21 protein-coding genes are annotated in these 22,679 nt (G+C 61.6%); 8 read left to right on the forward strand and 13 right to left on the reverse strand.

Features of this window, described 5'->3' with window-relative positions:
* Positions 1-42 precede the first annotated feature (42 nt).
* Genes AAG821_RS09050 through AAG821_RS09060 form a run of 3 tightly spaced genes read right to left on the reverse strand, consistent with a single transcriptional unit; the run spans position 43 to position 2,575 of the window.
* The gene (locus AAG821_RS09050; protein ID WP_341913903.1) at positions 43-543 is read right to left on the reverse strand and encodes a transcriptional activator RfaH; all 501 of its coding nucleotides are present in this window, start codon (positions 541-543) and stop codon (positions 43-45) included.
* Positions 540-1,232: a MarR family transcriptional regulator gene (locus AAG821_RS09055; protein WP_341913905.1), complete on the reverse strand. Its 693-nt coding sequence runs from the start codon at positions 1,230-1,232 to the stop codon at positions 540-542. The genes AAG821_RS09050 and AAG821_RS09055 overlap by 4 nt, the downstream gene beginning before the upstream one ends.
* Before the next feature lie 38 nt (positions 1,233-1,270).
* Positions 1,271-2,575: an amidase gene (locus AAG821_RS09060; protein WP_341913907.1), complete on the reverse strand. Its 1,305-nt coding sequence runs from the start codon at positions 2,573-2,575 to the stop codon at positions 1,271-1,273.
* 95 nt (positions 2,576-2,670) lie between these two features.
* Here AAG821_RS09060 and AAG821_RS09065 point away from each other — a divergent pair, with 95 nt between their 5' ends.
* Together AAG821_RS09065 and AAG821_RS09070 are read left to right on the forward strand one after the other, a co-directional pair.
* Positions 2,671-4,425: a glucan ABC transporter ATP-binding protein/ permease gene (locus AAG821_RS09065; protein WP_341913909.1), complete on the forward strand. Its 1,755-nt coding sequence runs from the start codon at positions 2,671-2,673 to the stop codon at positions 4,423-4,425.
* 104 nt (positions 4,426-4,529) lie between these two features.
* A complete protein-coding gene (locus AAG821_RS09070; protein WP_341913912.1) occupies positions 4,530-5,681 on the forward strand; it encodes a glycosyltransferase in 1,152 nt (383 codons plus the stop codon).
* On the opposite strand, the gene AAG821_RS09075 is transcribed toward AAG821_RS09070, so the two are convergent.
* The 3 genes from AAG821_RS09075 to hutC form a co-directional block, all read right to left on the reverse strand.
* Positions 5,678-6,010, reverse strand: coding sequence for a hypothetical protein (locus AAG821_RS09075; protein WP_341913913.1), 333 nt, complete (start codon positions 6,008-6,010; stop codon positions 5,678-5,680). The two genes, AAG821_RS09070 and AAG821_RS09075, sit on opposite strands and share 4 nt — an antisense overlap.
* 194 nt (positions 6,011-6,204) lie before the next feature.
* Complete coding sequence (gene hutU, locus AAG821_RS09080) at positions 6,205-7,878, reverse strand: urocanate hydratase (protein ID WP_341913915.1); 1,674 nt, start codon at positions 7,876-7,878, stop codon at positions 6,205-6,207.
* Between the two features lie 9 nt (positions 7,879-7,887).
* Positions 7,888-8,649, reverse strand: a complete 762-nt coding sequence (gene hutC / locus AAG821_RS09085; protein WP_341916249.1) for a histidine utilization repressor — start codon at positions 8,647-8,649, stop codon at positions 7,888-7,890.
* Positions 8,650-8,829: 180 nt separating this feature from the next.
* Here hutC and AAG821_RS09090 point away from each other — a divergent pair, with 180 nt between their 5' ends.
* From AAG821_RS09090 to AAG821_RS09115, 6 genes are all read left to right on the forward strand, one after another.
* Positions 8,830-9,678: a glycosyltransferase family 2 protein gene (locus AAG821_RS09090; protein WP_341910078.1), complete on the forward strand. Its 849-nt coding sequence runs from the start codon at positions 8,830-8,832 to the stop codon at positions 9,676-9,678.
* A complete protein-coding gene (gene rfbF / locus AAG821_RS09095; protein WP_341910076.1) occupies positions 9,675-10,448 on the forward strand; it encodes a glucose-1-phosphate cytidylyltransferase in 774 nt (257 codons plus the stop codon). The genes AAG821_RS09090 and rfbF overlap by 4 nt, the downstream gene beginning before the upstream one ends.
* 4 nt (positions 10,449-10,452) lie before the next feature.
* Positions 10,453-11,505, forward strand: a complete 1,053-nt coding sequence (rfbG, locus tag AAG821_RS09100; protein WP_341910074.1) for a CDP-glucose 4,6-dehydratase — start codon at positions 10,453-10,455, stop codon at positions 11,503-11,505.
* Positions 11,502-12,725: a class I SAM-dependent methyltransferase gene (locus AAG821_RS09105; protein ID WP_341910073.1), complete on the forward strand. Its 1,224-nt coding sequence runs from the start codon at positions 11,502-11,504 to the stop codon at positions 12,723-12,725. The genes rfbG and AAG821_RS09105 overlap by 4 nt, the downstream gene beginning before the upstream one ends.
* Positions 12,725-13,258 (forward strand): dTDP-4-dehydrorhamnose 3,5-epimerase family protein, encoded by a 534-nt coding sequence (locus tag AAG821_RS09110; RefSeq protein WP_341910071.1) that lies wholly within the window; start codon positions 12,725-12,727, stop codon positions 13,256-13,258. Before AAG821_RS09105 ends, AAG821_RS09110 begins: the two co-directional genes overlap by 1 nt.
* A gap of 112 nt (positions 13,259-13,370) precedes the next feature.
* Positions 13,371-13,835, forward strand: coding sequence for a CatB-related O-acetyltransferase (locus AAG821_RS09115; RefSeq protein WP_341910069.1), 465 nt, complete (start codon positions 13,371-13,373; stop codon positions 13,833-13,835).
* An 11-nt stretch (positions 13,836-13,846) separates the two neighbouring features.
* Here AAG821_RS09115 and AAG821_RS09120 read toward each other — a convergent pair whose 3' ends face one another.
* From AAG821_RS09120 to AAG821_RS09150, 7 genes are read right to left on the reverse strand one after another with little or no spacing between them, the layout of a single operon-like run.
* Complete coding sequence (locus AAG821_RS09120) at positions 13,847-14,719, reverse strand: NAD(P)-dependent oxidoreductase (protein WP_341910067.1); 873 nt, start codon at positions 14,717-14,719, stop codon at positions 13,847-13,849.
* 47 nt (positions 14,720-14,766) lie between these two features.
* Positions 14,767-16,155 carry an amidase gene (locus AAG821_RS09125; protein ID WP_341910065.1) on the reverse strand — a complete coding sequence of 463 codons (1,389 nt, stop codon included), beginning with the start codon at positions 16,153-16,155 and terminating at the stop codon, positions 14,767-14,769.
* 37 nt (positions 16,156-16,192) lie between these two features.
* On the reverse strand, positions 16,193-17,482 hold the full coding sequence (locus tag AAG821_RS09130; RefSeq protein WP_341910062.1) for an ArgE/DapE family deacylase: 1,290 nt from the start codon (positions 17,480-17,482) through the stop codon (positions 16,193-16,195).
* 34 nt (positions 17,483-17,516) lie between these two features.
* A complete protein-coding gene (locus tag AAG821_RS09135) occupies positions 17,517-19,142 on the reverse strand; it encodes an ABC transporter ATP-binding protein (protein ID WP_341910060.1) in 1,626 nt (541 codons plus the stop codon).
* A 3-nt stretch (positions 19,143-19,145) separates the two neighbouring features.
* Positions 19,146-19,988: an ABC transporter permease gene (locus AAG821_RS09140; protein WP_341910058.1), complete on the reverse strand. Its 843-nt coding sequence runs from the start codon at positions 19,986-19,988 to the stop codon at positions 19,146-19,148.
* Positions 19,989-19,990: 2 nt separating this feature from the next.
* Positions 19,991-20,932: an ABC transporter permease gene (locus tag AAG821_RS09145; RefSeq protein WP_341910056.1), complete on the reverse strand. Its 942-nt coding sequence runs from the start codon at positions 20,930-20,932 to the stop codon at positions 19,991-19,993.
* Between the two features lie 42 nt (positions 20,933-20,974).
* On the reverse strand, positions 20,975-22,579 hold the full coding sequence (locus AAG821_RS09150) for an ABC transporter substrate-binding protein (protein WP_341910054.1): 1,605 nt from the start codon (positions 22,577-22,579) through the stop codon (positions 20,975-20,977).
* Positions 22,580-22,679 lie beyond the last annotated feature (100 nt).

A 22,679-nucleotide genomic window follows, 5' to 3' on the forward strand; every position in this document is an offset into this window, starting at 1 on the left:
TAAGCCCGAATCGGGGCGCTGGCTAGCTGATTGACGGGCAGTTCAGGCGGCCTCGACCTGGCGCAGCGGCATTTTTGTCCGGACTAGCCGACCAAGCAGCGAAATCAACAGGATAGCCCGGTTGCCATCAACCGCCTCCTCGAACAAGGCGCGGGTGTCGGTCATCGGACCCTCGGTGATGCGCAGGGTCTGTCCGCGCTGGAAGCAGGGGGCGTTCAGGCGGATAAAACCCTGTTCGTCTTCCCGGGTCCGGATTTCCTCGATCACCGGATCGGGCACCGGAGTCAGCTGTTCCCCGAACATGACTAGGCCGATGACGCCGCGTGTGCCATTGACCGAGCGCCAGCGCTGCTGCTCCAGATCAATCCTGACAAACAGGTAGCGCGGGAATAGTGCAGTCGCGACAACCTCGGCGCGACCGGCATGGCGGCGCAGCTTCTGGTATAGCGGCAGATACACGTCGAAGCCCTGGTTACGCAGATGCTGTGCCGACAGGGTTTCCTTGTTCGGCTGCGTCTGGACGACATACCATGCGGTCGTCATGCCGCCTTCTCCTTGCCAGCAGCCACTGCGGGGACAATGTGCAGCAACGGGGGGGTGAGCAGGTTCTCGGCGGATATTTCGCGCGCCAGCCGGTCGTAGACGGCCTGTGGCGCGCTGTTATCGGCAATAACGACAGCCATGGCACCCTGGGCGGTTGCTGAGGCCAGATCGCCAACCACGGGGCGGCCATGGAACAGGCCTTCGTTACGCCCCGGTGCAATGACGGCGCTGATCGTGACCCCGACGGCGGAGGCAGAGAGCAAGGCGATTTCAGCCAGTTCGCCGCTGCCGGCGATTGCCACACGGGTGATGCCGCGATTCGCCAGTGCGCTGAACAGTTCTTCATACTGGCTGCGGGCGCGGCGAAAGAAATTCAATGATGTTTCGAGATATTCCGCCACCAGGCGGCTCTTCTCGGCAAAGCCCTTCGGGGTCAGGTAGTAGGCATAACGCCGGGCGGGGGCATTCTGGATCTTGATCAGGCCCTTGGCGACGCAACGACGCAGCAGCGCGTTGGCCAGGCCAAGGGCGACGTCCAGGCGGTCCGCCAGGCTCCGTTGTGTATGGAGGTCGGAATCGCCCACAGCACTCAGCAGGGCGACAATCGTCGCGGCAGAGTCGGACTGAGCAGAATCGGGCGTCTTTTCGTTCATGGTGTGAACGATAACTGGCCCGGCGCGCAGGGTCAAATTAAAAATAGGCTATATTATTTATAATTATCAATACTTTATATGATTTTCTCTATTCCGGCGGCAATCTGTAGCAGCCGGCGATCCTGGCCGTTGCGTGCCACCAGCATCAGGCCGACCGGCAGGCCGCTGACCGGAAGCGGGAGGGAAATGGCGCAAAGATCGAAGAAATTGGCCATGCTTGGGTTACGGAGCAGCAGCAGGTTGGCGGCGGTAAAGGCGGCCTCTTCATTGGCCAGGTCGGCAATCTTGGGTGCTGTGATTGCCGTGGTCGGGAGCACCAGGGCATCGAGGTCGGCCAGCCGGGCATCCATCGCGCGGATCAGTTCGGTACGGCGGCGCTGGGCGAAGACATAGTCCATCGCCGGAATGGTGCGGCCACGTTCGATCCGGCCGCGAACCAGAGGGTCGAAATCACCAGCGCGGCTTTCAAACCAGTCGCGATGGATATGGGCGGCTTCGATGGCGGCGAATGGGCCCTTGCCGGTCGCTTCCAGCATCGGTGCGAGTAGATCCAGCGGCTGATCGCTCAAGCTGACGCCGGCTTTGCCCAGTACTGCGAGCGCGATGTCAAACGCCTGCACGACAGCAGCCTCCAGATTTTCCAGCAGCAGGCCGCGCGGAATCCCCAGCCGCAGGCCCGCCAGGGCCATCGGAGACAATGCAGCTGGCGTTTCGCCGGCCATAACCGCGTCCGCCGCCGCACAGTCGGCGACTGTGCGGCCCATCGGGCCGATACTGTCGAGCGAGAAGGACAGCGGGAAGGCGCCTGTGGTCGGGATCCGATACTGACTGGGCTTCAGGCCGACGATGCCGCACAGCGCCGCAGGAATGCGGGTGGAGCCGCCAGTATCCGAACCGATGGTGATCTCAGCCATTCCATCGGCGACCGAAACGGCGCCGCCGGAGCTGGAGCCGCCGGGAATACGGCTGCGGTCTGCGGGATTGCCCGGCGTGCCGTAATGGGGGTTGATGCCGACGCCGGAAAAAGCGAATTCGGTCATGTTAGTCTTGCCGATGATCACGGCGCCGGCAGCGCGCAGGCGGGCAATCGCCGGGGCCTCGGTGGTCGCCGGGGCGGCATCGCGCAGCAGCTTCGAGCCGGCGGTGGTAGCCTCGCCGGGTATGTCGAACAGGTCCTTGATCGAGATGACGCGGCCGTCCAGCGGGCCAAGGCCAAGGCCGAGCCTGGCCCGGATGTCCGAGGCATCGGCGCAGGCGCGTGCACGGTCGGTATAGAGCCGGATCATGGCCCGACGGCCCTCGCCGGCGGGGTCCTCGATACGAGCCAGACAGGCTTCCAGGCGATCCCGGCTCGAACCGGTGGCGGTGGACTTGGTCATACGATTCTCCGACGGGTGAGGTCCGGCACTATCGCCCATTTGAATTTACGGGCAAGAGCTAGCGGGGCGCGCCGCGACGGCGCATATTTCGAATCATGAGCTTCGTTACGATCTATGGCCGGGTACTGGCCCTCCTGAAACCCGAGCGGCGGCTCGCCGTGCTGCTCGCCATGGCCAATATTGGTCTGGCGGGGGTCGGTTTCATTGAGCCGATCCTGTTCGGCCGCATCATCGATGTGCTGTCGAATTCCGCCGGCCTCTCGCCCGACGAAAGTTGGGCGCAGACCATTGAGCTACTGATGATCTGGTGTGCCGCCGGCTTCGCCGGCATTCTTGCCGGTATCATGGTCGCCTTGCATGCAGACAGGCTGGCGCATCGCCGCCGCCTTGCGGCGATGGGGCTCTATTTCGAGCATGTACTCAGTTTGCCGGCGGCTTTCCACTCTGCCACCCATTCCGGCACTTTGCTGAAAATCATGCTCACCGGGGCTGACAATCTGTTTGGCCTTTGGCTCGCCTTTTTCCGAGAGCATCTGTCCACCTTCGTTGCAGTTCTCGCGCTTCTGCCACTTTCGCTGTATCTGAACTGGCGGCTCGGTCTGCTGCTGATTGGACTGATCGTCGTGTTCGCACTGGTCAGTGCTATTGTGGTCGCCAAGACCGAGAAGGCACAGGGCCAGGTCGAGGCCTATCATTCCGAACTTGCCGCGCGTGCCGGCGACGCATTGGGTAATGTTGTGCTGGTGCAGAGCTTTGTTCGCCTTGCCCTGGAAGCGCGTGAACTCGCCTTGGTCATGGAGCGGCTGCTCAAAGCACAGTTTCCGGTTCTGAATCTGTGGGCGCTGATGACGGTGCTGAGCCGTATGGCTTCCACCATCACGATCATCGCTATTTTCGTACTGGGCAGCTGGTTGCATCTGCATGGTGAGACCACGGTTGGCGAGATCGTCAGTTTCATGGGCTTCGCTACCATGCTGATCGGCCGGCTCGAAGCGGCGATGGGCTTTGTTAGCCGCATGTTCTTCCAGATGCATTCTCTGGGTGAGTTCTTCCAGGTGCTCGATGCTGAATCCGCCGTGCATGAAAAGCCCAATGCCCGTGATATCGGTAATCTTAAGGGCACCGTGGTTTTTGACCACGTTACGCTGTCTTATGATGACAAACGTCCGGCGGTCACCGATCTCAGCTTCGAGGCGGAGGCGGGCAAGACCGTGGCTCTGGTTGGCCCGACGGGCTCGGGCAAGAGTTCGACCATGGCTTTGCTCAGCCGCCTCTGGGATCCGCAATCAGGCCGCATTTTGATAGATGGGACCGATATCCGCGATGTGACACTGGAAAGCCTGCGCCGCAATATCGGCGTCGTGTTCCAGGACAGTGCGGTGTTTCACCGCTCGATTGCCGATAACATCCGCGTCGGTCGGCCTGAGGCCAGTGATGCGGAGGTCGAGCAGGCGGCCAAGCTGGCTGAAGCGCATGATTTTATCATGCGCCAGAGCTATGGGTATAATACCGTGGTCGGTGAACGTGGCGTAAACCTGAGTGGTGGCGAGCGTCAAAGGCTGGCGATCGCTCGCGCCCTGCTGAAGAATCCTCCCGTGTTGATCCTCGACGAGGCGACGTCGGCCCTGGATGCCGCCACCGAAGTCCGGATTCAGAAGGCGCTGGATACCCTTATGCAGGGGCGAACCACTTTTATCATCGCGCATCGTCTGGCGACGGTCCGTCAGGCCGACCTGATTCTGGTGCTGCAGAATGGGAAAATTGTCGAACGGGGCACTTTCGAGGCGCTGGTGGCCTCTGGCGGCCTGTTCGCCGATCTGGTGAAGACGCAATTCGGCGGGGCGCACTGAGCTGTCCCGGGGCTCTGGCTTTACTTTTGCAGCCGAACAACTGAATATATTCGCGCAAAAGATGTGCCCGCTGTCCGCTGTTTAACACCTCAGTCCATCCCACGATGACTTCACCGCCCGCAAGGCCGTCGAGCCTGACCGTTGTTATTGGTTCGCTGGAACGCGGCGGAACGGAGCGGCATCTTTTGCAGATTCTGCCAGGTCTCGTGCGGCGGGGTCTCTCGGTCGAGGTTTTTTGCCTCAGCCACAAAGGCTCGCTGGCCAGGGAGTTGGTTGAGCGTGGCGTGGCAGTCATCGGGCGGGATCATCGTTCCAGCCAGCGTGCAATCCGGATGTTGCAGCTACTCTTCAGTACCTTGCATCTGAGCCTGCGCCTGCTGTTTCGTCGTCCTGATCTTGTCCACTTCTTTCTGCCGGCAGCATATATTCTTGGTGCGCCGATCGCCTTTCTCACCCGCTGTCGTATCCGCGTGATGAGCCGGCGGAGCCAGAATAATTATCAGCGCTCGCAGCCCTGGATCGGCAAGGTCGAGCGTGTATGGCATCGCTGCATGACTGCTGTAATCGGCAACTCGCAGAAGGTGGTCAGTCAGCTTGGCGAAGAGGGCGTGTCCGCGAATAAGCTGCATCTGATCTATAATGGTGTCGATCTTGCTGCCTTCGCTGCTAGTCCATCACGACAGGCGGCGCGTGCCAGCCTCGATATTGCCGAGGATACTTTGGTCCTGGCCATCGTTGCCAACCTGATTCCCTATAAAGGCCATCAGGATCTGTTGCAGGCTCTCGCGCTGGCCAGTGCTGATCTGCCGGAAGACTGGGTGCTGCTCTGTGCCGGGCGTGACGATGGTATTGGCCCGCGTCTGCAGGATCGTGCGCGATCGCTCGGCTTGGACAACCGTATTCGCTGGCTCGGGTCGGTCGAGAATATTCCAGCACTGCTGCCCGCGGCCGATATCGGCCTGCTGGTCTCGCATGAGGAAGGCTTCTCGAATGCCGTTATTGAGTATATGGCCGCTGGCCTTCCGGTGGTCGCCACCGATGTCGGCGGTAACAGTGAGGCGGTCGGCAATGGGGAGACCGGGTTGATTGTGCCGGCCCGCGACCCCGTCCATCTCGCGGAAGCAATTCGCATATTGGCAGGTGACAAGGATATGCGCCTGCGCATGGGGCGGGCGGGCTGCAACCGCGCGCAGGAGCGCTACGCCCTGGACACCTGCGTCGAGGCTTATATCAGACTGTATCGCCAGCTGGTTTAGCGCCAAACACGACGCAGCCTATCGGCTTCGGCGGGCGGAGGCTCTGGCGCGGCAACAGGCTTGGGCGCTGCGTCGCGCACGGCCTGGCGTTCCTCCCAGGCCTGGCGCAGCTTCTCGTGCCCCTCGATGCTTTGCACGGTCAACTCACACTCCGTGGCGATACTCTGCATCACCATCTTGTCGAGCTTGGCATAGGTTTTCATGCGGTTGATCACGCAGTCTTCACGCTTTGGCGTAACACCAGGCGTGTAGAAATTCGTTTCAGCATCGCGTGTGGAAGGCCGCAGCGTATAACCGACATAGCCCAGGATCAGAATGACCGCGACCATTCCGCCCCCGGTGATCAGGAGGCGGCGGTCAAAACGGCGCAAAAGTGCGGGCGTGGCGATGGTGTTTTCCTCGGAGATTGATGGCCTAGCATAGCGCAAAAATACCCCGAAGCAGGTTAAGAATTCAGGCCGGCCAATGCCTCTGGATTGCTGGTTTTCCGGTCAACCTGCTGAGCAGGCAGTCAGATTTCCTTTCATCTGGCCAGGAAAGGCAGGGTCAAACCCTGTTCGCGGGCGCAGTCCACCGCCAGATCATAACCGGCGTCGGCATGGCGCATGACGCCAGTGCCCGGATCATTCCATAGCACGCGTTCCAGCCGTTTTGCTGCAGCGGCAGTGCCATCGGCAACAATGACGACGCCGGCATGCTGGGAAAAGCCCATGCCCACACCGCCGCCATGATGCAGGGACACCCAGGTCGCGCCCGATGCGGTGTTGAGCAGCGCGTTCAGCAGCGGCCAGTCGGAAACGGCATCAGAGCCGTCCTTCATTGCCTCGGTTTCGCGGTTCGGGCTGGCCACCGATCCGGAATCGAGATGATCACGGCCGATCACGATGGGGGCCTTCAATTCGCCCCGGGCCACCATCTCATTGAAGGCCAGGCCGAGGCGATGACGCTGGCCCAGGCCCACCCAGCAGATACGCGCCGGCAGACCCTGGAAATGGATGCGCTGCCGGGCCATGTCGAGCCAGGTATGCAGGTGGGGATCATCAGGGATCAGTTCCTTCACCTTGGCGTCGGTCTTGTAGATGTCCTCCGGGTCGCCTGACAGCGCGACCCAGCGGAATGGACCAATGCCGCGGCAGAACAGCGGCCGGATATAGGCCGGCACGAAGCCGGGGAAATCGAATGCTTCGGCAACGCCCACTTCCTTGGCCATCTGGCGGATGTTGTTGCCGTAATCGAAGGTCGGAATCCCCTGCTTCTGGAAGGCCAGCATGGCGCGCACATGAGCCGCCATCGAATCCTTCGCGGCTTTAATCACGCTTTGCGGATCGGCCTCCTTGGCCTTTTCCCACTTCTCCAATGTCCAGCCAGCCGGCAGATAGCCATTCAGCGGATCATGGGCGCTGGTCTGATCGGTGACAGCATCAGGGCGGATACCGCGTTTCACCATCTCGGGCAGGATTTCGGCGGCATTGCCCAGAAGCCCTACCGAGATGGCCTTACCGGCTGCCTTGGCTTCATTGAGCAGGCCAAGCGCCTGGTCCAGCGTTTCGGCCTGTTTGTCGAGGTAGCCGGTGCGCAGCCGCATCTCGATCCGCGACGGCTGGCATTCGATGGCCAGCATCGAGGCACCAGCCATGGTGGCGGCAAGTGCCTGGGCACCGCCCATACCGCCCAGGCCGGCGGTGAGAATCCAGCGGCCCTTCAGGTTACCGCCGTAATGCTGGCGGCCCATCTCGACGAAGGTTTCGTAGGTGCCCTGCACGATGCCCTGGCTCCCGATATAGATCCAGGAGCCGGCCGTCATCTGGCCGTACATCATCAGGCCTTTGCGGTCGAGTTCATGAAAATGGTCCCAGGTCGCCCATTCCGGCACTAGGTTGGAATTGGCCAGCAGCACGCGGGGCGCATCCTCATGGGTGCGGAACACCCCAACCGGTTTGCCCGATTGTACTAGCAGGGTTTCATCGGGCTTGAGGGCGGTGAGGGCCTTCTGGATCTGATCGAAGGCCTGCCAGTTGCGCGCCGCCCTGCCGATGCCGCCATAGACCACCAGCTCTTCCGGTTTTTCGGCCACGTCAGGGTCGAGGTTGTTCCGCATCATCCGGTAAGCGGCTTCGATTTGCCAGTTGCTGGTATGCAGCTCGCTACCATGCGGGCTGCGGATCACACGGGTGTTGTCGCGACGGTTATCGGACATGGCGGCCTCTTACAGATAGGTGCGCTTGGACGTGCCGTCGGCGCGGTAGGAAAAGCGGGTGGTAAAGCGATGCGCGTGGCCGGGGTGCCACAAGGTGGCCGTGGTCACGATCTGGCTGCCCGACCAGGTGCGGCGACGCAGCCGCAGGCAGGGTTCGTTCGCATTCATTTTGAGCAGCTTGCGAATCCGCGCATCCGGCATGGCGGCCTCGACGATATGCTCGACCTCGGTCGCAGGTGCCGTCTGCATCAGGAATTCATTGGGCGTGATGGCCGTGAAATCCGCATCGAGATAACCGGGAGCGGTCGCAGGATTGACGAAGCGGTCTTCCACCTGCAGCGGGATGCCATCGGCCAGATGCACCAGTACGGAATGATAGACGGCGGCATTGGCATTGAGGCCGAGATCGCGGGCGGTCTCCTGGCTCGCTTTTTCGGCGTTCAGCAGTTCAACCCTTGCGGCATGGCGCTGGCCGCGTTCGGCGATTTCCTCGGCAATATTGCGCAGTTCGACCAGATTGAAGATCGGCCGCTTCTCGGCCACAAAGGTTCCGGTGCCCTGAACGCGAACCAATAGACCCTCATGGGTCAGCTCACGCAGCGCCCGGTTCACCGTCATACGGCTGACCTTGAGCTGTTTGACCAGGGCGCTTTCCGAGGGCACCTGGTCACCGGCGCGCCAGTCGCCGCCTTCGATATGCTTGACGATGAATTCCTTGACCCGGCGATACCGCGGCGTCGGTCCGTGCTGCGTGGCTGCTGACCCGGACATCGGTTTCCCTGCCCCCGAAGTGTAATCAGGGGGAGTATAAGTTCAATTGTATATACAAGTCCAGCCGAGGCAAAACCTCGCAAGGGCGGGCGAATCTGTGTAAAACCCACCGACGCAACACCCTTAGCCAGAAACGTGACGCGCGCAGTGACCAAAACGGTGGCCCCAACGGTGACAGTCGTGACCGTAACCCATTACAGCGAGCGCGTAATCGGCGAGTTCCTCGCCCATTTGCCGCCGGGCCGACCGCTGGTGGTGACCGACAACGCCAGCCGTGATTCGACCCGCGACCTGATTCGCAGCCGGGTGCCGCAAGCCACCATCATCGCCAATGATATCGGCCGCGGTTTCGGCAATGCTGCCAACCAGGGGTTGGCGCAGGCGGCTGGCGATTTCGTGCTGCTGGTCAATCCCGATGCCAAGCTCCAACCGGACTGCCTGGATCGGCTCCTCGCGGCCGCTGAGCGCTATCCCGAGGCCGGCGTATTGGCACCGGCCCTGCGCACCCCGGCCGGCGGCTGGGAAGTCTCGCACGATGTGGACATGTTCCGCCGGGCTGGGATGTCAGCCAAGCGGACCGACCCTGAACCCGAAGGCGATATCTGCGCGGATTACGTTTCAGGTGCGGCTATGCTGGTGCGCCGCGCCGCGCTCGATGCAGTGCCTGGCTTCGATCCGGCGATTTTCCTCTATTACGAGGATGATGATTTCTGCATCCGCCTGCGCCGGGCCGGCTGGTGCCTGATCCGTGTTGCTGATGCAGTCACCGATCATGTCGGCGGGGGCTCGATCAAGCGCAGTTGGGACAAGCATTGGGAGAAGTTCTGGCATATGGCTTGGTCGCGGCTCTATATCGAGCGCAAGTATCGTGGCCGCGCCGCCATGTGGCGGATCGCCCTGCCAGCCCTCCTGCGCTTCGGCCTCAAGGCGCCGCTTTACCTGCTCACCGATTTCCGCAACAAGGGCCTGCGCGATGCGGGCCGGTTCTGCGGTACGCTGGCTTATCTGATGGGGATGAAGTCGAGATGAAAGCAGTGATTCTGGCCGGCGGGCGCGGTACCCGCATAGCCGAGGAAAGCGTGCTGCGACCCAAACCGATGGTCGAGATCGGCACCCGCCCGATCCTGTGGCATATCATGAAGATCTACGCGGCGCATGGCATCACCGATTTCGTGATCTGCCTTGGCTATAAGGGGTACATGATCAAGGAATATTTCGCCAACTACGTACTGCATGCTGCCGACGTGACGGTTGATCTGGCCAACAACCGACTGGAATACCTCAGCGGCGCGCCTGAACCGTGGAAAGTCACGCTGGTGGAAACCGGCGAGGCGACCGAGACCGGCGGCCGTCTCAAGCGCGTCGCGCGCTGGCTGCAGGATGAAGAGACCTTCTGCCTCACCTATGGCGATGGCGTTGCCGATATCGATGTCACGGCATCGATCGCCTTCCATCGTGCCCATGGCAAGCTGGCGACGATGACGGCGGTCAGCCCACCGGGCCGTTTCGGCGCGCTGACCCTGGAGGGGGATCGCATTACCGGTTTCCGCGAGAAACCGCGCGGCGATGGCGGCCTGATCAACGGCGGCTTTTTCGTGCTGTCGTCCAAGGTGCTGGACTATATCGTCGACGAAAGCACGATCTGGGAACGCGAGCCGCTGGAAAGGCTGGCCACGCAGGACCAGCTGCGTGCCTTCCGCCATGATGGCTTCTGGCAGCCGATGGACACCGTGCGCGAACGCAGCGTGCTCGAAGCACTGTGGGCCAGCGGCAAGGCGCCCTGGAAGACGTGGGCCTGAACCGATGGCGCTGACGCGCGACTTCTGGCGCGGCCGTCGCGTCCTGCTGACCGGTCATACCGGTTTTAAGGGCGCCTGGGCCGCACGCTGGCTGACCCGGCTGGGTGTCACGGTCTACGGTTTTGCATTGCCGCCGGATACTGACCCCAGCCTGCATACGCAGCTGAAGACGCCGCTGGCCGGTGAATGGCTGGCCGATCTGCGCGACGCGGCGGCAGTGCGGGAGGCGCTGACGGACTCCAGACCTGATATCGTGCTGCATCTGGCTGCCCAAGCTTTGGTACCGGCTAGCTATCGCGACCCGGTCAGCACCTGGACGTCCAATGTGATCGGTACGATCAACTTGCTGGAGGCGATGCGCCATTATCCGCAACCGCTGACCGCCGTGATCGTCACCACTGACAAGGTTTATGCCAACAACGAAAGCGGTGCGGCTTTCCCTGAAGATGCACCGTTGGGTGGCGACGATCCTTATTCAGCTTCAAAAGCCGCTACCGAAATCGCCACCCACAGCTGGGTGAAGAGTTTTTTTGCTGGTCGGCACAAAGTGGGCACGGCGCGCGCCGGTAATGTGATCGGCGGTGGCGACTGGTCAGCCGACCGCCTGATCCCGGATATCGTGCGCGCTGCACAGAAGCAGGAGAGTGTGATCCTTCGCCGGCCGGAAGCGACCCGGCCGTGGCAGCATGTGCTCGATCCTGTATATGGCTACCTGCTTTATGCCGAGGCTTTGCACGTCCAGAAACCTGGCCTGCCGAAAAGTTTGAATTTCGGCCCGCTGGACGATCAGTCCATCACGGTGGGTGAGATCGCGACCAGCCTGACGAAAGCCTTCGGCGCGCCGGCTTGGCGTCATGAGCCGAGGTCGGAACTGGCTGAGAAAGGTGTGTTGGCGCTGGACGCTCGTAAGGCGGCAGCCGCGCTGGGTTGGCAGCCGCAATTCGCTACCCAGGCTGCGCTGAATGCCACCGTGACGTGGTATCGTGACTGGCTGGCAGGCAGCGATGCTGCCGTGCTGACCGACCGGCAGATTGCTGCTTTTGAGGATGGATTATGAGTGAGTGCCGCTTTTGCCATGCGCCGCTGACGCGCAGCTTCGTCGATTTGGGGATGCAGCCACTGGCCAATTCTTATGTTGCTATGGATAAGGCTGGAAAGCCGGAACCGCGCTATCCGCTGCATGCCCGCGTCTGTGATAGTTGCCTACTGGTGCAGGTGGACCATGATGTGCCGGCCGAAGCGATCTTTTCCGACTATGCCTATTTCTCGTCTTACGCTACCAGCTGGGTTGAACACGCGCGGCGCTATTCGGAAGCGATGACTAAGCGCTTTGGCCTCGGTCCACAGTCGCTGGTGATCGAGGTCGCCAGCAACGACGGTTATCTGCTGCAACATTTTAAGACAGCCGGCATTGGCGTTCTGGGTGTGGAGCCGGCAGCCAATGTCGCCGCCGTGGCCGAACAGAAGGGTATTCCCTCCGAGGTCGCCTTCTTTAACCGTGATACAGCACAGCGGCTGCGTGATGCCGGCAGGGCGGCCGATCTGATGGCGGCCAATAACGTGATGGCTCATGTACCGGAACTCAACCAGTTCATCAGCGGCTTCCCAGTCCTGCTGAAACCACAGGGCGTGCTGACGGTAGAATTCCCTCATTTACTGAACCTAATAGAACAGGTGCAGTTCGATACCATTTACCACGAACACTATTCCTACCTGTCGCTGCTGTCGGCCGAGAGGATTTTCGCTGCCCATGGCATGCGCGTCTTCGATGTGGAGGAGTTGTCGACCCACGGCGGCTCGCTGCGGTTGTTTGTCTGCCATCGCGATGCGACACATGCGAATGCGCCGGGTCTGGCGCAGATCCGCAAAAAGGAAGCTGCGGCCGGACTGGATGCTCTAGTGGCCTATGATGATTTTGCCCCGCGGGTGATGGCGGTGCGTGACGAGTTGCGTGGCTTCCTGGCGGCGTCGAAGGCGGACGGCAAAACGGTCTGTGCTTATGGCGCGGCGGCCAAGGGCAACACGCTGCTGAATTACTGCGGCATCACCGCGCAGGATATCGTTGCGGTGTACGACAAGAATCCGCACAAGCAGAATCACCTGCTGCCGGGATCGCAGATTCCAATCCGCGGGCCGGAAGCGATTGCCGCCGACCGGCCTGACTACCTGCTGATCTTGCCGTGGAACCTGAAGAACGAAGTTGCAGCCGAACAGGCGCAGGTCCGCAACTGGGGTGGGCATTTCGTCATCGCCATCCCGGAACTGCAGCTTTTCTGATGCAGATCGCGGCGACCGGCTTTGACGGACTGTTCACGGTCGAGACCGCGCCGAGCCGCGATGAGCGCGGCTATTTTCACCGCCTTTACGATGTAGATGCTTTCGCTGCGGCAGGCATCTTGTTTACGCCGCGCCAGAGCGGTATCAGCCATAATGCGAAACGCGGTACTCTGCGTGGCCTGCATTTCCAGGCTGCGCCGGCCAGCCAGGCCAAACTGGTGCGCTGCCTCAGTGGTTCGATCTTCGATGTCGTGGTCGATATCCGCGCCGGTTCGGCCACGCGTGGCAAATGGTTCGGCCTTGAACTGACGGCAGAAACGCCGCGTGCATTGTTCGTGCCCGATGGTTTTGCGCATGGTTTCATCACGCTGAGCGACGATGCCGATGTGCTGTATGAACTCAGCGATGGCGAAAGGCCCGGCTGCGCTGCCGGCCTGCGCTGGAATGATCCAGCCATCGGCATCGACTGGCCCTTTGCGCCGCTGGTGATCAATCCGCGCGATGACGGCTGGCCCGACTGGAAAGGCAACTGACATGTCCGGATGGCGCCGTCTGCGGGAAAAGCTTGGCTTGCGCAAAGCTAAAGGCTGGCCAGCGCATGTTAGTGTCGGTCGTCATACTTACGGCCTATCGAAACGCAATTTCGTGCAGCCGCATGCTTCGGCGCCGATCAGCATCGGGGCTTTCTGCTCGATCGGCCCGGAAGTATTGATTTTCGGCCGCGCCGATCATCCCACCGGTCTGGTCTCGACCTATCCATTCCGTACCAAGCTGCTGGCACCGGATGCCGGCAATGCCGATGCTGTCACCAAAGGCCCGGTAAGGATCGGCAATGACGTGTGGATCGGTGCGCGAGCCATGATCCTGTCCGGCGTCACGGTGGGCGATGGCGCTATCATCGGCGCGGGTGCTGTGGTGGCACGCGATGTGTCGGCTTACGGCATCGTAGTCGGAAATCCGGCGGTGCTGTTGAAATACCGGTTTGCGCCCGAGATTGTCTCGGCACTGCTGGCGATTCGCTGGTGGGATTGGCCGGACGAAAAAATCCGCGCCTTCGAAGCCGAATTCTACGGGCCGATCGAAGCCTTTATCGCCAAGGCAAAGGTATAGTCGTGCCAAGATTAAGCTTTTAGCGCCTTGCGCAGAAAGTCTTCCAGTGTCTGCCGCGGTTTCCAGGCCGGTGGCGGCGTTCCATTTTTCCAGGTCTGCATGATTTCACCGTCGCGATAGGGGCGACTGCCCCAGGCTGCCCGCAGTGGGCGCCCGTTGATCGTCGCGATCAGATCGCCCAATGCGCGAATGCTCAGCGGCCGACCTGATGACAGGGCATAATGTGCGGGATGTGCGGCACCATTATGCAGTGCCTGCGCGGCGGCGAAGAGGCCCATAACGACATCATCAATGTGCAGCAGATCAATTTCCTGCTCGCCAGGGCTCAGTGCGATCTCAGTGTCGGTCCGCGCGGCTGCAACTAGCTGCATCAGCAGCTTGTTACGCGTGTCATCAGGGCCATAGGTATCATAGAGCAATACGGTGGCGCAGGGCAGACCAGTGCGACGGTCGAAATAGACCAGAAAATCTTCGAAGGCTTGCTTACTAGCGGCATAGAGCGAAGCTGGCATGTAGGCGCCGCGCACATTCAGTTGCGATGCCGTGCCAGTGTTAACAAAGGCGCGACACCCGCTACGGGTGGCGGCATCTGCAAATTGCGTAGCGAAGCCGAGATTGGCTGCCAGCAGGGCAGGAATCTCGGCGGCTGTGGTGTCATGCATGTACCGCGTGGCCAGGTGATAGCAGGTGCTGGGCCGTATTTGCAGCAGTAGCGGGCCAAGGGTCAGCGGGTCATCTATGCGATGCAGTATTGCGGCATTTGGCAGGCCGTCGGTGCGCGACCCCTGGCGTGCCAGTACATGCACATCCTCGCCGCTTTCGACGAGATGCCGCACCAAGTGTCGGCCGATAAAGCCGGTGCCGCCAGAAACCACGATGGTCATGGCGGATGCTTAGCGGGTTTTGCCTGACGAGGGAAGACGGTTTGGAATTAAGGCTCCGGCCAGGGGCGCAGGGCCGGGCGTATCTGCTCGTATATATGGGCCATGCGCAGAACGCCGGCATCGTCGAAGCGGCGGCCGGCGATCTGCAGGCCGATGGGCAGGCCATCGCTGTCATATCCGGCACAAATCGAAGCCGCGGGCTGCTCCGATTGGTTGAACGGCGCGGTGAAACGGATGTGCTCCGACTTGAACTGCGGATCGTTGCCGGGCGCGGCCTCCTCGGCGTCATAGGCGGTGATCGGCGAGGTCGGGCTCAGCACATAATCATAAGGTAGGGTGGCGGCGACCGTGGCTTCGCGCAGGCTGAAAACCTGGCCAAGCGCCCGCATGACATCGGTGGCGGTATAGTCCGCCGCCGCGCGGCACCAGGCGGCGATATAGGGCAGCACCTTCGCCTGGCGCTCCGGCGCCATGGCGGCGAAATCGGTATAGGCGCGAGACTGGAAGAAGGTGTTCAGCCCGTCGGCCATTGCCGCGGTCATGAAGGGCTTGATCGGTTCGATGATCGCACCGGCCGCTTCGAACAGCTTCGCAGCCCGCTCCACGGCGTCTTTCACCGCCGGTTGAACCGGGATGCCCAGGCCGGCATCCAGCAGCAGACCGATCTTCAGGCCCTTCACCTCGCCATCCAGCAGCTTGGGATAGTCCTGCTCCTGATAGGGCAGCGACATGTAATCGCGGCCGTCTGGCAGGGTCAGATGGTTCATCAGCAGGGCGCTGTCCATCACCGTGCGCGTCATCGGACCGGTGACACGGCCGAGATAGGGCGGGTTGATCGGGATGCGGCCCAGGCTGGGCTTCAGCGCGAAAATACCATTATAGGCGGCGGGCAGGCGCACCGAGCCGCCGATATCGGTGCCGAGCGCCAAGGGGCCATAGCCGGCGGCGATGGCGGCGCCGGCGCCGGATGACGACCCTGCGGTATTGCGCTTCAGATTCCACGGATTGCGTGTGGTGCCATGCAGGCTGGAAACACCCGAGGCCAGCATGCCGAAATCCGGCATCGTAGTCTTGCCGAGGAATACGCAACCGGCTTCGCGCACACGGGCTGCCGGCGGGGCATCCACAGCGCTGGGGGTCAGGATCGCCGCTGCCGTGCCCACTGGCGTGGGCACGCCTTTGCTGGCGATATTCTCTTTCAGCGTGATCGGCACGCCGTCCAGCGGACTGAGTTGCTGGCCCTTGCGCCAGCGCTGCTCCGAGGCCTTGGCCTGCGTCAGGGCACCCTCGGCGTCAATGACATACATGGCATTGATCTTGGGTTCCCACAGCTCAATGCGCTTGAGCGCCGCCTTGGTGGCTTCCACGGGTGAGATCGCGCCGGTGCGATAGCCCATCCACAGGTCATGGGCACTCAGGGTGTGCAGCTCGGTCATGGCAGCCTCATGGCGAACGGTGGTGTTCTTTTTATCTTCACAGACGGTTCACACCGCACCAACGCGCAGTGAAGGTCGCCAGAACGCTGGCGACTTCCATCATGCTGTCGATCGAGACCCATTCGTCGATGCCATGAATATTGGCGGCGACCGGGCCATAGCAGGTGGCGGGGATATTGCCATAAAGATTGAAGAAGCGCGCGTCGGTGGTGCCGGTAAAGGCATTGAAGGCAACATCGCTGCCGGTGACGCTGCGATGGCAGTCTGCCAGCGTGGTCACCATAGGTGTATTGATGTCGAGCACGAAGCCCTCGGCCTGAAAGCCCTCGTAGATCACCTTGTATTCGATGCTGTTGTTCTGCGGATGCTTGCGATGCGCCTCGGCGAACAGCTTTTCGACGGTCTCGCGCACCTCAGCCGGCGTGATACCGGGATAGAAGCCGAGGCGGATGTCGGCGCGGCAGGCGGTTGGCACCGAGGAAGCCCATTCGCCGCCGTGGATCTTGCCAAGGTTGAAATTCACCGGATGCTCATGCGCATGATATTCGGCATGACGACCCTCCGGCGCATTCCACTGATGCTCCAGCTTTTTCAGTTCGCCGAACATGTAAAGGGCAAAATCGATGGCGGCGACACCGGTATGCGCCACGGAGGCATGCACCGGCTTGCCAGCGACTTCCAGCGCCAGCCACATCACGCCCATCTGGGCATGCATGATACCGTTGAAGGGTTCGGGGATGATGGCCGCATCGGCGCGATAACCCTGCACCAGACAGGCGAGCGCTCCATTGCCGGTGCATTCCTCTTCCACCACCGACTGCAGGATCACTTCGGCGGCTGGCTCAAGGCCCAGTTTTTTCAACGCTTTCATGGCAATGATATAGGCGACGATGCCTGACTTCATGTCGCCGCCACCGCGGCCGTAGAGCTTGTCACCATCGATCCATGGCTCAAACGGCGGCTTGGTCCACAGGGCCTCGGCGCCCACCGGCACCACGTCGATATGGCCGTTGAAGATCAACGATTTTCCGCGCGTGCCGCGACGCGGCCTGTGGATGCCGACAATATTATGCCGGCCATCATAGGAAACGATGGATGGTGAATAACCGGGGTGACCTTTGAGCTTCGCCTCGTCGATGGCGAATTCATCCACTTCGAGATTCATGCCTTCGAAAACGCCGCGCACCAGATCCTGCGCACTTTTTTCGTCGCCCAGCAGCGATGGGCAGCGCACCATATCGGCCAGCAGGTCGGTGGCCTCACGGCGCAGGCTGTCGACCGCACCCTTGATATCTGCCAGGTCGACCTGATCAAGAAGCGCTGACATCGCACCCTCCGCGGTGGATTTTGGGGAGATTGGCCTAACTGGCCAGTTCGGCCTCCAGCCAGTCGCGGCCCGGCAGGGCCGCAAACAGCTGCTGGGTATACTCATGCTGCGGCGAGGCGAAGAGTTTCGCTGTTTCGGCAAACTCCACGATCTTGCCGCGCTGCATCACCGCGATACGGTCGCACAGGCGGGCGGCCACGCGCAGGTCATGGGTGATGAACAGAATGGCGATGCCGAACTGGTCGCGGATATGTTCCAGCAGGTCGAGCACCTGGGCCTGCACCGAGACATCCAGCGCCGATACGGCTTCATCGGCGACCAGGATTTCCGGCTCCATGGCCAGTGCGCGGGCAATCGCCAGGCGCTGGCGCTGGCCACCGGAGAACTGGTGCGGATAGCGGTCGAGCGCATTGACGTCGATGCCGACGATGTTCAGCAGCTTGCGGGCGCGTTCCAGCGCTTCGGCGCGCGAGACACCATAGTTCAGCGGGCCTTCAATGATCGACTGGGCCACGGTGCGGCGCGGATTGAGGGAGCGATAGGGATCCTGGAATACCACCTGGATGCGGCGGCGGAAGGGATGCAGGGCGCGCACACCAAGATGAGCGATGTCGGTATCGTCCAGAATCACCTTGCCGCCGGTCGGGTCGATCAGGCGGGCGACACAGCGTGCCGCGGTCGATTTGCCCGAGCCGGACTCGCCGACGATACCCAGCGTCTGGCCCTTGTGCAGGTCAAGCGCGATATCGTCCACGGCACGCACTTCACGCGTGCCCTTGAACATGCTGGTGGTGACATAGATTTTCTGCAGATGCTCGGCGCGCAACACCGCTGCGGTGGTGATCGGTGTGGCTTCGCGTGGCTTCAGGCGTGGCACGGCCTTGATCAGCATCTTGGTATAATCGTGCTGCGGCCGGTAGAGCACGTCTTCGGTCTTGCCGCTTTCCACCACCTCGCCATAGCGCATCACCACCACGCGGTCGGCGATATCGGCAACGACGCCGAAATCATGCGTGATGAACAGCACGCCAGTGCCGCGCTCGCGCTGCAGGTCGCGCAGCAGTTTCAGGATCTGCGCCTGCGTGGTGACATCCAGCGCCGTGGTCGGTTCGTCGGCGATCAGCAGGGCGGGCTGCAGGGCCAGCGCCATGGCGATCATCACACGTTGACGCTGACCGCCCGAAAGCTGATGCGGATAGGAATTGAGCAGACGTTCCGGATCGGGCAGATGCACATCGGCAAACAGCTGCTGCACGCGTTCTTCGGCGCTGACACCGCGGCCCTTCCAGTTATGGGCCTTCAGCAGCTCGATCACCTGTTCGCCAACCCGGTGCACCGGGTTGAGCGCCGTCATCGGCTCCTGGAAGATCATCGACATGCGGCTACCGCGCAAGGCACGCAGGCGGGCCTTGGAGGCCTTGCGCAGGTCTTCGCCTTCGAGGCGGACTTCACCGCTGACAATCGGCAGGCTGCCCAGCCCCATCACGGTGCTGGCGGTAACCGACTTGCCAGAACCGGATTCGCCAACCAGGCAGACGATCTCGCCGGGCATCACTTCGAAGCTGATATCCTGCACTGCTAGTCTACGGTCGCCGCCTTTGGGCAGGGCGACAGAGAGGTTTTTGACGCTGAGGACGGGGGCGGTCTTGGTCTCTGACATGGCTCAGGCTCCCAGCCGCTTTTTCATGCGCGGGTCGAGCGTATCGCGCAGACCATCGCCCAGGATGTTGACGGCCAGGATGGTGACGGCCAGGAAGCCGCCGGGAAACAGGATGATCCAGGGCGCGCGCTGAAATACCCCGCGGCCTTCGGCGATGATGTTGCCCCAGGTGGGAATTTCCGGCGGCAGACCGGCACCGAGGAAGCTGAGGATGGCTTCCACCAGGATGGCAGAAGCGCAGATATAGGTGCCCTGCACGATCAGCGGTGCGAGCGTGTTTGGCAGAATGTGCTGGATCAGGATTTTCACCGTCGGCGTGCCCAGTCCGACAGCCGCCTCGACATAGGGCTCCTCGCGGATCGACAGCACGACGCCGCGCACCAGGCGGGCCACGCGCGGGATTTCCGGGATCACGATGGCGACAATCACGGTGAGCAGCGAGGCGCCGCTGAGCGAGACCAGTGCAATGGCCAGCAGGATGCCGGGGATCGCCATCACGCCATCCATGGTACGCATGATCGGCCCGTCGAGCCAGCGGATATAGCCCGAGACCAGGCCGATCACCAGGCCGATGGAGATGGCGATGCTGGCGACGCAGGCACTGACCAGCAGGGAGATGCGGGCACCGTGTACCACGCGGGTCCAGACGTCGCGGCCCAGCATGTCGGTGCCCATCATGAATTGGTCCGACGGGCCGCGCAGGCGGAAGCGTGGCGCAATGCTGCCGGGGTCATGCCCGGTCAGCAGTGGCGCCAGCAGGGCGACGATCAGCAGTACCAGCAGGATGCCGCCGCCGATCAAGACAGAAGGATTGCGGAAGGCCGCATGACGAAAGACTTGCCGCATGGTCAGTAACGAATCCTGGGATCGAGCAACACATAGGCGATGTCGATGGCCAGGTTGATCAGCACATAGACACCGGAGAAGACCAGGATGATACCCTGAATGATCGGATAATCGCGGCCGAGCACGGCATCCACCACCAGGCGGCCGATGCCGGGAATGTTGAAGACGGTTTCCGTGATGACCACGCCGCCGATCAGCAAGGCAAAGCCGATGCCGATCACCGAGACGATCGGGATGGCGGCGTTACGCAGCGCATGGCGCACCAGCACCACATGCTCCTTCAGGCCCTTGGCATGGGCGGTGCGGATATAGTCCTCGTTCAGCACCTCCAGCATCGCGGTACGCGTGATGCGGGCAAACAGTGCGATATAGATGAAGCTGAGCGTCACTGTCGGCAGCGCAATGCGCTCAAGGAAGGCCGGCAGGCCGTCGCGCAATGGGGCGAACCCCTGTGCCGGGAACAGGTCGAGCTTCATCGAGAAGACATAGACCATGATATAGCCGAGCACGAAGACCGGGATCGAGAAGCCGGCGACCGACAGCGCCATGATGCCCCGATCGAACCAGCTGCCCTGTTTCCAGGCGGCCAGAATGCCCATCGGCACGGCAACCACGATGGCAAAGATCAATGTGGTGAGCGCCAGCGACATGGTTGGTTCGACGCGCTGGCCGATCATGGTGGCGACCGGCTGTTTTGACAGCACGGACTTGCCGAGATCGCCCTGTGCGAGCTGACCGATCCAGGTGACAAACTGCTCCGGGATTGGCCTGTCGAGACCGAGATCGGCGCGAATGGCGGCGATCGCCTCGGGTGTTGCCGTATCGCCGGCCAGGATTGCGGCCGGATCGCCCGGGCTCAGGCGGAGCAGCAGGAAAACGAAAATGGCCACCACCCCCATAACGGGGATGGCGGCCAATAAACGCGAGAGAATGAGACGCAGCATGGAAAATAATTACGCAACAATCATGCCAGCAATGTCACTCTCTTACTGCTTCTCGATATTCCACAGCACATAGGCCGGGCTTGCGACCATGCCCTTGACGTTCTTACGAACGGCAGACGGCTGGAAGTATTCACCCAGCGGAATGTAGTGCACCATTTCATACAGGCGCTTCTGCACGGCTTCCGCGATGGCCTTCTGCTTGGCGGCATCGGGTTCGCGGGCGTAGGAGTCGCGCAGCTTTTCCATCTCGGGATCTTCGGTCCAGCCGAAGAAGCCGCCCTGCTTGCCCAGACCCTTGGTGCCGGCGTTGGCGATGGGGTTCATCATGTCGGCAGTGCCCCAGGCGGTGTGGAAGATATGCCAGCCGCCCTGATCGATCGGATCCATCTTGGCGCGGCGGCCGACCAGTGTCTGCCAGTCCATCGACTGCACTTCGACGTTCACGCCGATCGCGCGCAGCAGGGGAGCCGATACCAGCGGCAACTGGTTGATGCTGTTCAGGTCAGTCGGCGCCATGATGACGATCTTTTCGCCCTTGTAGCCGCTGTCTGCCAGCATCTTCTTGGCCTTGGCCACATCGGCCTTCTTGGTGCCGACAGCGCCGGCATCGGTCGCCAGCGGCGTCGAGCAACCAAAGATCGCACCGCAGACCTTGTAATAGTCCGGATCGCCGACCTGGGCGGCCAGGTAGTCTTCCTGCTGGATAGCATGGAGGATGGCCTGACGCACCTTGACGTTATCCAGCGGCGGCTGCAGCCAGTTCATGCGCAGCATGTAGTTCATGCCAAGTGGCTGCAGGTTGCGGATTTCGATATCCTTCTGCTTCTTCAGCTCGGGCAGAAGATCGAAGGCCGGCTGCTCCCAGATGTCGACCTCGCCCTTGATCAGGGCATTCATGGCGGTCTGCGGGTCGGCAATGGTCATCCACTCGACGCGATCGACCTTCACCACCTTGCCACCGCTGGTGAACGTGGCCGGTTCGCTGCGCGGCTTGTAGTCCGGGTTCTTCTCGTAGACCACCTTCACGCCCGGCTGGAATTCGGCCTTGATGAAGCGATACGGACCGGAGCCGATTTCCTCGGTCACATTGGTGGTGGACGGTGTGTCAGCCATGCGCTTGGGCATGATGAAGGGCACGTTCGAGCTGGGCTTGCCCAGCGAGTCGAGGACGAGGCCGTAGGGCTCCTTCAGCACCAGCTGGAAGGTCTTGGCGTCGACTTCTTTCCATTCCTTCGTGTATTCGGCCAGCTTCTGGCCCATCGTATCGCGCTCGCCCCAGCGCTTCAGCGAGGCGAGCACGTCGGTCGAGGTGACCGGCGCGCCGTCATGGAATTTCAGGCCATCGCGCAGTATGAAGGTATAGGTGAGCTTGTCGCCGCTGAGGTCGTACTTCTCGACCATTTGCGGCTTCACCTGCATCTTGTCGTCGACACCGAACAGGGTGTCGTAGATCATGTAGCCATGATTGCGCGACATGAAGGCTGTGGTGATGATCGGGTCGGTGATGCGGAGACCGGCATGCGGGATAAAGCGCAGCACCTTTTTGTTATCCTGGGCGACGGCAGTGGTCGCTGCGCCGGCCAGCAGGCCCAATCCGATACTCAGGCCAATGGCAGAAACCAGCATGTGGAATCGACGCGAACGCATAGCACTCCCCCTTGTCATTGTTTGACCGCTAATGAAAGCTGATCATGGTATGTGTGCCTTGGTCAAGAAAACTTTGCCGCTATCGCAGGCAGTTACTTTA

It is taken from the genome of Ferrovibrio terrae, from assembly GCF_943372915.1.
Lineage (GTDB): Bacteria > Pseudomonadota > Alphaproteobacteria > Ferrovibrionales > Ferrovibrionaceae > Ferrovibrio > Ferrovibrio terrae_A.